13 protein-coding genes are annotated in these 13,429 nt (G+C 59.8%); 8 read left to right on the top strand and 5 right to left on the bottom strand.

The window, feature by feature from the left end:
- Positions 1–41 precede the first annotated feature (41 nt).
- The 8 genes from SLW75_RS27600 (at position 42) to SLW75_RS27565 (ending at position 7,767) form a co-directional block, all read left to right on the top strand.
- Positions 42–569, top strand: coding sequence for a TRAP transporter small permease (locus SLW75_RS27600; RefSeq protein WP_065987588.1), 528 nt, complete (start codon positions 42–44; stop codon positions 567–569).
- Complete coding sequence (locus SLW75_RS27595; protein ID WP_074888520.1) at positions 569–1,849, top strand: TRAP transporter large permease; 1,281 nt, start codon at positions 569–571, stop codon at positions 1,847–1,849. Before SLW75_RS27600 ends, SLW75_RS27595 begins: the two co-directional genes overlap by 1 nt.
- Positions 1,850–2,211: 362 nt before the next feature.
- Positions 2,212–2,973, top strand: a complete 762-nt coding sequence (locus tag SLW75_RS27590) for a hypothetical protein (protein WP_410936007.1) — start codon at positions 2,212–2,214, stop codon at positions 2,971–2,973.
- 165 nt (positions 2,974–3,138) lie between these two features.
- Complete coding sequence (locus SLW75_RS27585) at positions 3,139–4,050, top strand: TauD/TfdA dioxygenase family protein (RefSeq protein ID WP_410936006.1); 912 nt, start codon at positions 3,139–3,141, stop codon at positions 4,048–4,050.
- A 34-nt stretch (positions 4,051–4,084) separates the two neighbouring features.
- A complete protein-coding gene (locus SLW75_RS27580; protein ID WP_410936005.1) occupies positions 4,085–5,200 on the top strand; it encodes an ABC transporter substrate-binding protein in 1,116 nt (371 codons plus the stop codon).
- A gap of 4 nt (positions 5,201–5,204) precedes the next feature.
- Positions 5,205–6,113 (top strand): ABC transporter permease, encoded by a 909-nt coding sequence (locus tag SLW75_RS27575; RefSeq protein ID WP_410936004.1) that lies wholly within the window; start codon positions 5,205–5,207, stop codon positions 6,111–6,113.
- Positions 6,110–6,898 (top strand): ABC transporter permease, encoded by a 789-nt coding sequence (locus tag SLW75_RS27570; RefSeq protein ID WP_410936003.1) that lies wholly within the window; start codon positions 6,110–6,112, stop codon positions 6,896–6,898. Before SLW75_RS27575 ends, SLW75_RS27570 begins: the two co-directional genes overlap by 4 nt.
- A gap of 65 nt (positions 6,899–6,963) precedes the next feature.
- Positions 6,964–7,767: an ABC transporter ATP-binding protein gene (locus SLW75_RS27565; protein WP_065987594.1), complete on the top strand. Its 804-nt coding sequence runs from the start codon at positions 6,964–6,966 to the stop codon at positions 7,765–7,767.
- A 40-nt stretch (positions 7,768–7,807) separates the two neighbouring features.
- On the opposite strand, the gene SLW75_RS27560 is transcribed toward SLW75_RS27565, so the two are convergent.
- The 5 genes from SLW75_RS27560 to rpsO all read right to left on the bottom strand — a co-directional run bounded on the left by SLW75_RS27560 (position 7,808) and on the right by rpsO (position 13,419).
- Positions 7,808–8,767: a GGDEF domain-containing protein gene (locus tag SLW75_RS27560; RefSeq protein ID WP_192132947.1), complete on the bottom strand. Its 960-nt coding sequence runs from the start codon at positions 8,765–8,767 to the stop codon at positions 7,808–7,810.
- A gap of 3 nt (positions 8,768–8,770) precedes the next feature.
- Positions 8,771–9,772, bottom strand: coding sequence for a response regulator (locus tag SLW75_RS27555; protein ID WP_410936002.1), 1,002 nt, complete (start codon positions 9,770–9,772; stop codon positions 8,771–8,773).
- 454 nt (positions 9,773–10,226) lie between these two features.
- Entirely contained in the window at positions 10,227–10,577 is a 351-nt protein-coding gene (locus SLW75_RS27550; RefSeq protein WP_065987597.1) for a BON domain-containing protein, read from the bottom strand.
- A gap of 294 nt (positions 10,578–10,871) precedes the next feature.
- Positions 10,872–12,977: a polyribonucleotide nucleotidyltransferase gene (gene pnp, locus SLW75_RS27545; protein WP_410929639.1), complete on the bottom strand. Its 2,106-nt coding sequence runs from the start codon at positions 12,975–12,977 to the stop codon at positions 10,872–10,874.
- Between the two features lie 172 nt (positions 12,978–13,149).
- Complete coding sequence (gene rpsO / locus SLW75_RS27540) at positions 13,150–13,419, bottom strand: 30S ribosomal protein S15 (protein ID WP_037015114.1); 270 nt, start codon at positions 13,417–13,419, stop codon at positions 13,150–13,152.
- Positions 13,420–13,429 lie beyond the last annotated feature (10 nt).

Raw genomic sequence — 13,429 nt, 5'->3', positions numbered from 1 at the left:
CGGTGGCGGCCCTGGCCGTCCACCGTCGTTGTGGTGAGCCTATGAAAAACACGATTCTGCGCTTCAATGACGCACTGTATCGCCTCTGCATCGGGATCGCGGGCCTGTCGATGCTGACCATGGCGCTGATCATCCCGTGGGGCATCTTCGCCCGCTACGTCCTGGGTACCGGCTCCAGCTGGCCGGAACCGACTGCCATTCTGTTGATGGTGGTGTTCACCTTCTTTGGCGCCGCTGCCAGTTACCGGGCCGGCGCGCACATGGCCGTGAATATGGCCACTGACCGCCTGCCGGAAAACGCACGCAAGGCTGCCGCCGTGCTGGTGCAAATCCTCATGGCCGTGGTCTGCGTGTTCATGGCGGTCAAGGGCATGAAGCTGTGCCTGAACACCTGGAATCAGTTTCTGGGTGAAATGCCGGGGCTGCGGGTTGGCATCTCCTATCTGCCGATTCCCATCGGTGGCGTACTGACGCTGATCTTCGTTCTGGAGAAGCTGTTTCTGGGTGACCAGCGTCACCGTCGGGTGGTGAGTTACGACGTGGTCGAATCCAGCGAAGAGGCAGCATGATGGACGCATTTATTCTGTTGGGCAGCTTCATCGCACTGATCCTGGTCGGCATGCCGGTGGCGTTCGCTTTGGGCCTGTCTGCGCTGATCGGCGCATGGTGGATCGAGATCCCGTTCGACGCACTGATGATTCAGGTCGCGGGTGGCGTGAACAAGTTCTCGCTGCTGGCGATCCCGTTCTTCGTGCTGGCCGGCGCGATCATGGCCGAGGGCGGCATGTCCCGCAGGCTCGTGGCGTTTGCGGGCGTGCTGGTGGGCTTCGTGCGCGGCGGCCTGTCGCTGGTTAACATCGTCGCCTCGACGTTCTTCGGCGCCATCTCCGGCTCGTCGGTTGCCGACACCGCGTCGGTCGGTTCGGTGCTGATTCCGGAAATGGAGCGCAATGGCTATCCCCGCGACTTCTCCACGGCGGTAACGGTGAGTGGTTCGGTGCAGGCGCTGCTCACACCGCCCAGCCACAACTCGGTGCTGTATTCGCTGGCAGCGGGTGGCACCGTATCGATCGCGTCGCTGTTCATGGCCGGGATCATGCCGGGCCTGCTGCTCAGCGCCGTGTTGATGGTGCTGTGCATGATCTTCGCCCGTAAGCGCAACTACCCAAAGGGCGAAGTGATCCCGCTGCGCAAGGCGTTGAAAATTGCCGGTGAGGCCCTGTGGGGCATGATGGCGATGGTGATCATCCTCGGCGGCATCCTGTCGGGGGTGTTCACCGCCACCGAGTCCGCGGCGATCGCTGTGCTCTGGGCGTTCTTCGTCACCATGTTCATCTACCGCGATTACAAATGGCGCGACCTGCCCAAGCTGATGCATCGGGCCGTGCGCACGGTTTCCATCGTGATGATCCTGATCGGTTTCGCCGCCAGCTTCGGCTACATCCTGACGCTGATGGAAATCCCCATGAAGATCACCACGGCGTTTCTGACGCTGTCGGACAACCGCTACGTGATCCTGATGTGCATCAACGTCATGTTGCTGCTGCTGGGCACGGTGATGGACATGGCGCCGCTGATCCTCATCCTCACCCCGATCCTGCTGCCGGTGATCGTCGGAATCGGCGTCGATCCGGTGCACTTCGGGATGATCATGCTGGTCAACCTGGGCATCGGGCTGATAACGCCGCCTGTGGGAGCCGTGCTCTTCGTCGGCGCCGCAGTGGGCAAGGTCACGATCGAGGCCACGGTGAAAGCGCTGCTGCCGTTCTATGTCGCACTGTTCCTGGTGCTGATGGCAGTCACGTACATCCCTGCGATCTCGCTGTGGCTGCCGAGCGTGGTGCTGTAAGTCACGTGAAGTGAATGCGCTAAAAAACGCCCTCTTTCCGAGGGCGTTTTCAGTTATCGCCCCTGGCAGACATCCTGGCCTGTCTCACGGAAGGAACAGGCGTCGACATATTCAGTGACACAACTTCGTTACGTCTCGCCGCCCATCTATCCGGCGCGTTCTTCGCCGATCTGTTTCATAAATGGACGGAAAACCTCGGCTTTTTAGCTGAAAATTAACATTTTGAAATATTCCTTCCTTGCGCGTGGATAAAGTTGTGCTAGCTGCTAGGCTCTGGCCTCGCCCGGCTGAACCGGTACATCTCAAGCAGTAGGTCCGACGGGTTTCGCTGTTCCTCGGTCTACGTCATGAGGTTGCGCCAGATGCCTTACACGACTTTTTCGGAAGCTCAGGTTCAGAGCTTGATCAAGGCCATCGACAGTGACGGATACGCTGTCTTGCCGGACTGGGCCAGTCCGTCCCAGCTCGAATCGCTGCAAGCACTGGTTGCCCGGACCGTGGCCGATAGCGGCAACGATTACGTGGCCCTCTCTGGCCGACAGGCCGTGCAGGATACGCCGCTGCATGAGTGGGGCTCGTCCCGGGACTTCATCGATTTATGCCGACGCATCGTGGCGGGCGTCACCGGCGATCGTTCAAGCGAAAATGGCATGACCCAGACATTGCGCTGCCTGACCGGCAGCGGCGGGCGTCGCGAATCGCTGATCTTTCACTACGACTCGTTTGTGCTGACCACCATCCTCCCGGTCTGCATGCCCACCAGCGGAGAACGCGGCGACCTGCTGATGCTGCCGAACCGTCGGCCAATCCGCCGCACCTACTTCGCCAACCTGCTCGACAAGGTGCGCGTGGACAACGGCTGGGTGCAGCGCCGCCTCAGGAGCAAAGCCGCGAAGGCTGACAACGCCTTTACCCGCATCGCCATGCAACCCGGCCACCTGTACCTGTTCTGGGGCTATCGCTCGCTGCACACCAACATGCCCGTGGCCGAAGACGCCCTGCGCGCCACGGCGGTGTTTCACTACCACAACGTCCACGGCAGCAGTTCGCTGGCGAGCCGGCTGCGCCGATCACTCGGCACCTGGAAGGACCAGGGTTTGCAGGAGGATGTGCCACAGATGTGAAGTGATCGGGTGATGCCGCAAAACGAAAGGCTTATGACCTTGAGCCTCGGAGATTAATCTGCTGCATAAACTCTCCTTCTATATTTATGCCAAATAGTGATTAGCGAAGCACCTATTTATATCCTTATGATCTGAGCCTCAATAGCCCAGATCGAGGTCAAGGACATGGCGATTCAGATCAAACCCGTTGCGGGGAAAATCGGTGCCGAGGTGAGCGGCGTCAAACTCTCCGCAGATGTCTCCACGCAGGATTTCGATTTCATTAATCAGGCGCTGCTCACGCACAAGGTGCTTTTCTTCCGTGAGCAGTTTCTCAGCGACGAACAGCATGAGGGCTTCTCCCGCCGCTTCGGTGATCAGGTCCCTCACCCCACCGTTCGCTCCGCCGAGAAAAGCAGCGCCATCCTGCACCTCGACGCCAGGGAAACTCGGGCTAATTCGTGGCACACCGACGTCACCTTCGTCGCCAACTACCCGAAAATCTCGATCCTGCGTGGCGTGGTCATCCCGCCCTACGGCGGCGACACCGTGTGGGCCAACACCGCGGCTGCCTACGCTGACCTCCCCGACAGCCTGAAAACCCTGGCCGACGGCCTCCGCGCGCTGCACACCAACGTCTACGACTACGCGGCACCCCGCGACACCGGCGAAGCGGGCGTGAAACGCTACCGCGAGCAGTTCACCGCCGAAGTCTACGAAACCGAACACCCACTGGTGCGCGTGCACCCTGAAACCGGCGAGCGCAGCCTGTTGCTCGGCCACTTCGTCAAACAGATTCAAGGCGTCAGCAGCAACGACTCGAAACAGCTGATCCGCTTGTTCCACGATCGCATCACGCACCTGGACAACACCGTGCGCTGGCGCTGGAACGAAGGCGACGTGGTGATCTGGGACAACCGCGCCACTCAACACATCGCCGTCAACGACTATGGCCAGGCCGAGCGCGTGGTGCGCCGTACCACTGTCGCAGGCGACATTCCGGTCGGCGTCGACGGACGCGCCAGCCAGGCCATTAAACCCACACCCGAAACCCTCTCGCCCAAGACCGAAGCCGACAAGAAACACCTGGCTGCCTGATCGCGCGTCACCCACTTTCCAAGGAAGAAACGCTATGGCAAATCCCAAGCGAACATCTCTAATCAGCAAGACACGCGTAGCTACCGCACTGGCGGCGCTGCTGATGATGCCCTTGGCCGAAGCCGACGTTCTGCGCATTGGCGTGGCCAGCGCCGGTGGCGGTGATCCGGTCACGTTCAGCGGCTCGTCCCTGGGCATCGTGCGCAACCAGCAGCTCCTTGAAAAAGCCTTCGCCGGCACCGACACCGAAGTGCAGTGGTTCTTCTTCAAGGGCGCCGGGCCGGCCGTCAACGAGGCACTTTCCAATCAGCAACTGGACTTCGCCTACGAAGGCGACTTGCCCGCGGTAGTCGGCCGTTCCAATGGCCTGGACACCAAATTGCTTGCGGCCATCGGCGTGCGCTCGAATGTGTATCTGGCCGTGCCCAAAGGCTCCGAGATCAAGAGCGTCGAAGACCTCAAGGGCAAGAAGGTCGCGGTGTTCCGTGGCACCAACGCCCACCTGGTGTCGATCAAGTTACTGGCCGATCACGGCATGACCGAGCGCGACCTGAAAGTGATCAATCTGGACAGCGGCAGCAGCCAGGCCGCGCTGGCGTCCAAAGGCGTCGATGCCGCATTCGGCGGGCGCGAGCTGTTCAAACTGCGCGATCAAGGGCTGGCCGACATCATCTTCGATAACCCTGACAACAACGTGCGCTATACCCGCCAGTGCGCATTGGTGGTCCGTGGGGATTACGAAAAACAGCACGCCGACAATGTGCAGAAAGTCGTCAACGTGCTGGTCGATGCCGCGCGATGGGAATCCGAAGCCAGCAACCGCGACGCCGTGCTCAACGAGTGGGCGAAGACCAACGAACCGCTGGCCTCGCTGCAAGCCGACTTCGGTGGTCTGGATTTGCGCGACAGCGCGTCACCGCTGGTGGATGCGTTCCTGCGCGACAGCTATCAGGCCGTCGCTGATCAGGCCAGGGACGAGAAGATGATTCGCCGCCCTGTGAGCGTCGAAGGCTGGTTCGACACTCGCTATCTGGACAATGCGCTGAAAGCCAAAGGTCTTGAGCACTACTGGACCGCCTACGGTGCGGACGGCAAAGCCGCGAACACGGCGACGGCGTCTTCGGACAAACCCGCCAACAACGGAGGTTGATGCCATGGCCCGAGCCACCGCTGAAGCGCTTGATCGGCAGCACATTCCTGTGAAAACCCTGGCGCCGGTCAAGCGTCTGCCCAACGCCCCAACCCGCCCCGCTCGGCGAGTTGCGGCGCCAGCATCTACCAAGCCCTGGCTAACCCGCGCGGCCAACGTCGCGCTGGCCTGGTTGCTGCCCATCGTGCTGCTGGGCCTGTGGTACCTCGGCACGGAGCGCGGCTGGTTGTCGGAACAAGTACTGCCGCCTCCCGCGTTCGTTTACCAGACGTTGGGCGATCTGGTCAGCAGCGGCGACTTGTGGCTGAACGCCTCCGCCAGTCTGCAGCGCGTGCTGGTGGGCTTTCTGATCGGCTCGGCGTTGGGGATCACCCTGGGGCTGGCGATGGGGTTGTCGAAAACCGTCGAAGATTATCTGCTGCCGACGTTCAACGCGCTGGTGCAGATTCCGGTACTGGGCTGGATGCCGTTTGCCCTGCTGCTGTTCGGCATCGGCGAGCCGCTGAAATACGTATTGATCGCCCACGCCGCGCTGGTCCCGGTGACGCTGTGTACGCTTCAAGCCTTCCATGAAGTGCCCAAACGCCTGCTGGAAGTGGGCCGCGCGTACGGATTCAGCCAACGCCAGATCGTCACCGACATCGTCCTGCCCTCCGCCGTCGCGCCGATCTTCACCGGCCTGCGTCTGGGATTCACCAAGGCCTGGCTGTCGCTGGTGGTGGTTGAGCTGTTGGCGTCCAGCGAAGGGCTGGGCTACCTGATCGCCTACGGTCGGCAGTTGTTTCAGCTGGATCTGGTCATGGCCGCCGTGGTGGTGGTTGGCACCCTCGGGCTACTGATTGATCGCGGTTTCGAATTCATCGAGCGGCGCCTAAACCGAGGCCGTCCGGTCAAGACCGGGAGGTTGGCATGAGCACACTGACAATCCCACACGGCACCCAGACCCACCGCTATCGAGGTTGGGTTGTTCCCCTCTTGGCGGTGGCGGTCTGGTGGCTTGCGTCCAGCCAGGGCTGGAGCAGCTCCGGCTTGTTGGTTTCGCCACAAAAGGTCGCCGTCACCGCCTGGGAGCAAGTGACGTCCGGGCAGTTCTGGCGTGCGATTTCCGCCAGTCTTGCCCGCGACCTGAGCGGCTTTTTCATCGGCACCACACTGGGCTTGGTGCTCGGTTGCCTGCTGGGGTTTTCGCGGCTGTTCGAGCGAGTGGTGGGCCCGAGCTTCAACACGTTCAAACAGATCTCGTTGTTCGCCTGGATCCCGCTGATCTCGGTGTGGTTCGGTCTGGGCGACGTCGCCAAAGTGGTGTTCCTGTCCCTCGCAGCACTGGTGCCGGTGGTGGTCAACACGTGCGACGGCTTGCGCAGCGTTTCCCCGGCGCTGCTGGAAGTCGCGAAGGTCTACGGCTTCACCCGCTGGCAGACGATCACCGGCGTCATGCTGCCCGCAGCGCTGCCTTCGATCTTTACCGGTATCTACCTGGCGCTGGTGTATTCGTGGCTGGCGACCATCGGCGCGGAATACCTGCTGGTGTCGGGCAGCGGCATCGGCAATACGCTGATCGATGGCAGCGAGCACTTCATGATGGACCTCGTGCTGTTCGGCATGATCGTCATCGGGCTGGTCGGTTGGGGGCTTAACGTCTTGGCGCGTCTTTTTGAACGACGCCTGCAACGGCTGTACGGCATTGCCCCTCGCTGAGGTCGTCGTGTTCGGCCTCTCTCGAATCTCTCGCTTCCCCAAACCGAATGTCAGAAGGAACGCTCATGCCCAGTACCCAATCGCTTACCGCCCAGCCCCTCGCCCCGTCACAGGGCAACGGGCTGCGCCTGGAAAACATCAGCAAGCACTTTACCCATGCAGCCGCCGACACCCAACTGCACGTTCTGGACAACGTCCAGCTGGACATCGCGCCGGGGGAGTTCATCACCATCGTCGGTGCCAGTGGTTGTGGCAAATCAACGCTCCTCAGGTTGATCCTCGGCCTGGACGAAGCATTCGACGGCCGCATCCTGCTGGACGACAAGCCGATCACGGGCACGGGGCTTGAGCGCGGCATCGTGTTCCAGGATCACCGGCTTTTCCCGTGGCTCACGGTTGAGCAGAACGTCGCGGTCGGCCTGAAGAACGCACCGCTGAGCGCCGCGCAAAAGCGTGACACCGTACGCGAACACATTCAGCTGGTTGGCCTGCAGGATTTCACTGAGTCGTACCCGCACCAGATTTCCGGCGGCATGGCGCAACGGGTGGCGATTGCCCGGGGACTGGTCAATCGGCCCAGCGTGCTGCTCCTTGACGAACCCTTCGGCGCACTGGATGCGCTGACCCGTACGCGATTGCAGCGTGAGTTGCAGCACATCTGGCAGCAGGAAAAGATCACCATGGTCCATGTCACCCATGATGTGGATGAGGCGGTTTATCTCGGTGATAGGGTGGTGGTAATGCAGCCGCATCCGGGGCGGATCCGGCGTATCGTCGACATCGACCTGCCCCGCCCGCGCAATCGCAGCGACGCACGGTTTATCTCTCTAAGGGATGACGTGCTCAGCGATTTCGCGGAGTTGTCCTAGCGGGTGAAGACCGCCTTCGAGGCGGCCCTCCGCCGGTGCTTCAATCCGACGTATCCACCGACACGCGATTGCGACCGTTCTTTTTGGACTCGTACAGGGCCTGATCTGCGCGCTCGATGAGCGTCTTGTGATCATCCATCGGCGAGGTCATGTCAGCGACGCCCAGGCTGATCGTGCAATGAATGGCTTCGCCTTCCTGCATGACGTCCAGCGCCTCGACGGCGGCGCGCAGACGCTCAGCGAACATGGCGCCGCCTTGCTTGTCGGTGTCGGGCAGCAAGACCGCAAACTCTTCGCCGCCGTAACGACCGGCGATGTCAGCTTCACGGATGTGTTCACGCACGACGTCCGCCACCCGCTGGATCACCCGGTCTCCGCATTGATGCCCGTAGGTGTCGTTGACGCGCTTGAAGTGATCGATGTCGAACATCACCAGCGACGCCGTGGTGCCGTAGCGCACGTGCCGCGCATGCTCCAGACGCAGTGCTTCTTCCCAGTGACCGCGGTTGTACAGGCTGGTCAGGCGGTCAGTGCTCGATAGCTTCTGCAGCTCGCGGTTGGCGGCCTGCAATTGCAGACGGTTCGTCGCCACATCGGTGACGTCGTAGATCACCAGGCACACATGGCTGACCACCCCGGTCGTCGACCGCAGCGGGTACATCGTGGTGTTCTGGTACATGAAGTCTTCTTGCCCGGTGATGGGCTGATAGCTCTTGAAATGAACCAGATAAGGGCGCTGCTCCCAGATCGTGAACGCTGGGGTTCCCAGCGTAATCACGCTGTCGATCTTGTTCTTCAGCCAGCGCTCGTTGATCTCCGGGAACAGCGAAAAGAACGAACGGGTCGCCGCTTCATACGACAGTATCCCGGAACGGTTCTCCATGAAGGTGTTCCAGACCTGCACCCGGTACTCTTGATCCAGCACCACCACGCCGACGTCGATGTTCTGCGTCACGGTGAGCAGCCAGTGCAATTCTTTGAAATCGATACGATCGTTCATGAATCAGCTCATCAAATGGGCGAGTTTCCGCGACAGCAGCTCGACCGAGTCCTCGGTGAACAACATCAACAGATCGAAATGGATGTTATGGCCTTCCAGGCTGTAACTGATCTCCACAGCCAGCGTCTTCTTCCAGCGCCGCTCGTTGAGACGGATCAGCTCTTCAATGCCGCTGTGCAAGCCCAGCACTTGGGGGTGGCTTTGGGAAAAGGCGACGTCGAGCTGCTCCGCAATGCCGCTCAGACAAGCGCCGATCAGGATGGACGACAGGTCCAGCAACATCTCCATGTCAGAGTAGTCGGCGTCGTCGACCTTCATCAGTTGCGCCATGTCGGCGATATCCGAATCATGAAACAACAACAGCGCTTCGCCGGCGATGCCGCCACCGATATAGCCCTGACACACCGCCGTGAGCCGGTCATTGGCCTGGGCATCCGCCAGCGCCATGTGCAGCTCGCCCACCTCCAGCATGTTGACGTTGGGCACCGGCAGTTGCACGAACACGCCCAAGACCCGCGCCAGCAACGCGGCGGCGCGGCCCATTGCGACGTTCACGGTCTCGCGGAATGCGTCATTGAAACTGATGGCGGCCTGATCGCCACCCGATGCCAAGGCCAGAGACTGATTGGCGCTCTCTCCCAACAGGCCTAGTCGCTCAAGGGTCTGCTGCAGTTGATCGGGATCAGCCGGTTTTTTCAGGAAGGCCAGCGCGCCCAGTTCCAGGGTGCGCCGCACCGCTTCTTCCTGAACGTCACCGGAGACAACGATGACGCTGGCCTGCAGGCTTTCCGCGCGAATGGCGGCCAGCGTCTGATAACCGTCCATGTCCGGCATCGTCAGATCCAGCAACACAACGCGGCCCAGACCCTGGCGAATCGCCTCGATCCCTTCATGGCCATTGGCCGCCGTGGTCACCGACACATCCCACTCGGGCGGCAGGGCCTTCATCAGCTGCTTGCGCGCCATGTTGGAGTCGTCGCAAATCAGTAAGGGAATCGTGGGCATCTACTTCTCACAGCAAAAGAGTTTCAGGCCTGGCCCGGAGTAAAGCAGCTTCGCCACAGAGAAGCGAAGGTACGCCAGACTGTAGCCGATGACAGGTCATCAAAGTGTCAAGGCTGTGGGTAGATTCGCCACCCATCCAGCAATGGGCTGCGTGATATGCAATTACTGTGCACAGCCGCACTGACTTCTATCAATTGGATGGTTTAGACACCTTCACTTGGATAGCGCGCGGCGTAGGAGGATAACTCAGTGGGCGTGGCGAGAAGATGTCAACTGCTCGTCTCATCTGCGAAACAAGCTGGTCGTGCAGAAATGAGGGCATAAAAAAACCCCGGCGCGAACGTCGGGGTTTTTGTTGACCACATCCTTGTGGCCCTTCGCATGAACCTTGAATCAGTCGCCTGACGACTTTCACACTGTCAGCCGGCTATATTCCAGGTTCGGCAGAATGTAATTACTCAGCTTTCAGGCCATCAGCCGAAACAGCTTTTACGCCTTTGATTTTCTTGGTGATCGCAACAGCGGTGGTTTTCTGCGCATCAGTGATAGCGACAGTCGACGACAGGGATACCACGCCTTTGTTGGTCTCAACCTTGATGTCGGAGCCTGGAATGCCTTTTTCGGTCAGCAGGTCAGATTTGACCTTGGTGGTGATCCAAGTGTCAGAAGTAGCTTCTTTGGTTTTGGCGACTTCGTTTGCAGCTACAGTCATTGGAGCTTGAGCAGAGGTCTGAGCCATGGCTACGTTGGCCATAGTCAGAGTCAGAGCAGTGGCGGTAGCAGCAGCAATAGCGAACTTCTTCATACGGGTAACTCCTGTTTTTCTCAGAATCTGCGCCAATCTGATTGGCCGCAGGGTTACCTACAATGTCGCAAGCGCTGTGCCAACACACGATCACAAATATATTCCTTATAAATCAAAGGCTTATGTTTTCATGGATCCACAGCTGTCGTGCAGATTGCCCGCTTTACGAAAGTTCCGCTTGCAAGATGCATGTTCTGACGAGCCGCCCGACGACGGTCTGGCTCCCTAAGCCATTAATTGCATTCAAAAAAAAGAGCCCCGAAGGGCTCTTTTTCATCAACTGCAGGAGACGGGTTAAACCCCCGACGCCTTGGCGGCTGCAACGTCTTTGATCGAAAGCTTGATACGGCCGCGGTTATCCACGTCCAGCACCAGCACTTCGACTTCTTGACCTTCTTTCAAGATGTCGGTGACCTTCTCTACGCGAGCGTCGCTCAACATGGAGATGTGCACCAGACCGTCTTTGCCCGGCAGGATGTTAACGAACGCGCCGAAGTCGACGATGCGCTCGACCTTGCCGACGTAGATCTTGCCGATCTCGGCTTCAGCGGTGATGCCCAGAACGCGCTGACGTGCAGCTTCAGCAGCTTCCTTGGTTTCGCCAAAGATCTTGATCGAGCCGTCGTCTTCGATGTCGATCGACGCTTTGGTTTCTTCGCAGATGGCACGGATGGTAGCGCCGCCCTTGCCGATCACGTCGCGGATCTTGTCGGTGTCGATCTTCATCGCGATCATGGTCGGAGCGTTTTCCGACAGCTCGGTGCGCGACTGACCAATGATGGTGTTCATCTGACCCAGGATGTTCAGACGTGCTTCCAGCGCCTGACCCAAAGCGATCTCCATGATCTCTTCGGTGATGCCCTTGATCTTGATGTCCATCTGCAGCGCGGTGACACCTTTGGCGGTACCGGCCACTTTGAAGTCCATGTCGCCCAGGTGGTCTTCGTCACCCAGGATGTCGGTCAGGATGGCGAACTTCTCGCCTTCTTTAACCAGACCCATGGCGATACCGGCGACCGGCGCCTTCATTGGAACACCAGCGTCCATCAGCGCCAGCGAAGCACCACAGACCGACGCCATGGAGCTGGAACCGTTGGACTCGGTGATTTCCGATACGACGCGGATGGTGTACGGGAACACGTCGGCAGCCGGCAGCATGGCCTGAACCGAACGGCGGGCCAGACGGCCGTGACCGATTTCACGGCGACCGGCGCCACCCATGCGACCACACTCGCCCACCGAGAACGGAGGGAAGTTGTAGTGGAGCATGAACGGGTCTTTCTTCTCGCCTTCGAGGGTGTCGAGCAGCTGAGCGTCACGCGCGGTACCCAGGGTGGCCACGACCAGCGCCTGAGTTTCGCCACGGGTGAACAGCGCCGAACCGTGAGTCTTCGGCAGAACGCCGACTTCGATGTTCAGCGTACGCACAGTCTTGGTGTCGCGACCGTCGATACGCGGCTTGCCGTTGACGATGTTTTCGCGAACGGTGCGGTATTCGATCTCGCCGAATGCCGCTTTGACTTCGCTGGCGGACGGGCTGCCGTCTTCAACAGCCAGCTTGGCAACGATCTGATCCTTCAGCTCACCCAGGCGAGCATAGCGATCGGCCTTGACGGTGATGGTGTAGGCCTCGGAGATCGCTGCGCCGAACTCGGAGCGGATAGCGCCCAGCAGTTCAGTGGCTTCAGCTTTCGGCGCCCAGTTCCAGGTTGGCTTGGCAGCTTCGGCGGCCAGCTCTTTGACGGCCTTGATGACCGACTGGAATTCGTCGTGGGCGAACAGCACGGCGCCCAGCATCTGGTCTTCGGTCAGCTCTTTGGCTTCCGACTCAACCATCAGTACCGCTTCTTCGGTGCCGGCAACGACCATGTCCAGGCTCGATGCTTTCAGTTGCTCGTAAGTCGGGTTCAGCAGGTAGCCGGTGCTCTCGTGGAAAGCAACGCGCGCGGCACCGATCGGGCCGTCGAACGGAATACCGGAGATTGCCAGCGCAGCCGAAGTACCGATCATCGCAGCGACGTCCGGATCGGTTTTCTTGCTGGTGGAGACGACGGTGCAGACAACCTGCACTTCGTTCATGAAGCCTTCTGGAAACAGTGGGCGGATCGGACGGTCGATCAAACGCGAGGTCAGTGTTTCTTTTTCGGAAGGACGGCCTTCACGCTTGAAGAAACCACCAGGGATCTTGCCAGCGGCGTAGGTCTTTTCCTGGTAGTGAACGGAAAGAGGGAAAAAGCCTTTGCTTGCGTCTGCATGCTTGGCGCCGACCACAGTCACGAGAACGGTGACGTCGTCGTCAACGGTGACCAATACAGCACCAGAGGCTTGACGGGCAATACGGCCAGTCTCGAGGGTTACGGTCGATTGACCGAATTGAAATTTCTTGATTACCGGGTTCACGGTTTCCTACCTTCTTTGTGGCTCTTGGGGAACTGGTTTCTTGCGAATTCTTGGGCAGCGAGGGGAATCGGACCCTTCGGCAGTCCAGATACAACTAGAGGCTGGGAGCCCGCCAGCCCACTGGTAAAACCAGCGGAACATGACGACCAACCAACCTCTATCCGAGTCGTTATTAGCGACGCAGACCCAGACGACCGATCAGGGCGCTGTAACGGCTAACGTCCTTACCTTTCAGGTAATCCAGCAGCTTGCGACGCTGGTTTACCATACGGATCAGACCACGACGGGAGTGGTGATCCTTGCCGTTGGCCTTGAAGTGGCCTTGCAGTTTGTTGATGTTGGCGGTCAGCAGTGCAACTTGCACTTCTGGCGAACCAGTATCACCAACAGCTTGCTGGTAGTCGGTTACGATCTGAGCTTTATCTTCAACGCTGAGTGCCATGTGGGCATTC

Origin of the sequence: Pseudomonas sp. W5-01 (genome assembly GCF_046540435.1) — a bacterium.
In the GTDB taxonomy this organism is placed as follows: domain Bacteria; phylum Pseudomonadota; class Gammaproteobacteria; order Pseudomonadales; family Pseudomonadaceae; genus Aquipseudomonas; species Aquipseudomonas graminis_B.
Note: the sequence above shows the minus strand (reverse complement) of the source record. Positions and strands in the feature narration are given on the sequence as shown.

Bases quoted from the DNA above. Each gene is read 5' to 3' on its own strand.
- SLW75_RS27585 (WP_410936006.1), top strand. From the start codon at position 3,139: ATGGCGATTCAGATCAAACCCGTTGCGGGGAAAATCGGTGCCGAGGTG.
- SLW75_RS27595 (WP_074888520.1), top strand. From the start codon at position 569: ATGGACGCATTTATTCTGTTGGGCAGCTTCATCGCACTGATCCTGGTC.
- SLW75_RS27600 (WP_065987588.1), top strand. From the start codon at position 42: ATGAAAAACACGATTCTGCGCTTCAATGACGCACTGTATCGCCTCTGC.
- SLW75_RS27580 (WP_410936005.1), top strand. From the start codon at position 4,085: ATGGCAAATCCCAAGCGAACATCTCTAATCAGCAAGACACGCGTAGCT.
- SLW75_RS27570 (WP_410936003.1), top strand. From the start codon at position 6,110: ATGAGCACACTGACAATCCCACACGGCACCCAGACCCACCGCTATCGA.
- SLW75_RS27565 (WP_065987594.1), top strand. From the start codon at position 6,964: ATGCCCAGTACCCAATCGCTTACCGCCCAGCCCCTCGCCCCGTCACAG.
- SLW75_RS27560 (WP_192132947.1), bottom strand. From the start codon at position 8,767: ATGAACGATCGTATCGATTTCAAAGAATTGCACTGGCTGCTCACCGTG.
- SLW75_RS27590 (WP_410936007.1), top strand. From the start codon at position 2,212: ATGCCTTACACGACTTTTTCGGAAGCTCAGGTTCAGAGCTTGATCAAG.
- rpsO (WP_037015114.1), bottom strand. From the start codon at position 13,419: ATGGCACTCAGCGTTGAAGATAAAGCTCAGATCGTAACCGACTACCAG.
- SLW75_RS27575 (WP_410936004.1), top strand. From the start codon at position 5,205: ATGGCCCGAGCCACCGCTGAAGCGCTTGATCGGCAGCACATTCCTGTG.
- SLW75_RS27550 (WP_065987597.1), bottom strand. From the start codon at position 10,577: ATGAAGAAGTTCGCTATTGCTGCTGCTACCGCCACTGCTCTGACTCTG.
- SLW75_RS27555 (WP_410936002.1), bottom strand. From the start codon at position 9,772: ATGCCCACGATTCCCTTACTGATTTGCGACGACTCCAACATGGCGCGC.